The sequence below is a fragment of the Citrobacter sp. Ca225 genome (assembly GCF_030337175.1).
GTDB classification, from domain to species: domain Bacteria; phylum Pseudomonadota; class Gammaproteobacteria; order Enterobacterales; family Enterobacteriaceae; genus Citrobacter_A; species Citrobacter_A amalonaticus.
This window is the reverse complement of sequence record NZ_JAOWCD010000036.1, coordinates 1-365: the sequence shown is the minus strand read 5'-3', so window position 1 is coordinate 365 and position 365 is coordinate 1. Positions and strand designations below refer to the sequence as shown.

At 57.0% G+C, this 365-nt stretch carries 1 pseudogene; it reads right to left on the bottom strand.

The annotated features are described in order from the left end of the window. Positions 1–365 (bottom strand): annotated as a pseudogene (locus tag OGW13_RS00800) (autotransporter outer membrane beta-barrel domain-containing protein); the annotation flags it as partial.

Below are 365 nucleotides of genomic sequence, written 5' to 3'. Positions count from 1 at the left end.
ACGAAGTCGTCGCTGTTGTGATTAAAGTTGAGCTCTGCCGTGCTCATACCGCTGGTGTTGCCAAGGTAGATCCACGGCAGGTCCAGTGTTCCCGCAGCCTGTTGTGCTTCGCCCTTTGCGCCGCCAATATTCAGGATGCCGGTACTGCCTTCTCCCACTGCCAGCCAGATTAAGTTACCCGAGCGGACCGTTGCGCCGTTGCTGACGGTGAGGATCCCGGTGGCGTCATTGGGTGTTGTTGCGAACCCCCCGAGGTAAATACCTTCCGTCACATCCAGCAGCGAGTTTTCACCGTCCACGAGGGCGACACCGTAGCCATTACGACTGGTGTTACTCGTATTGCCGACGTAGCCAATGTTCATGTG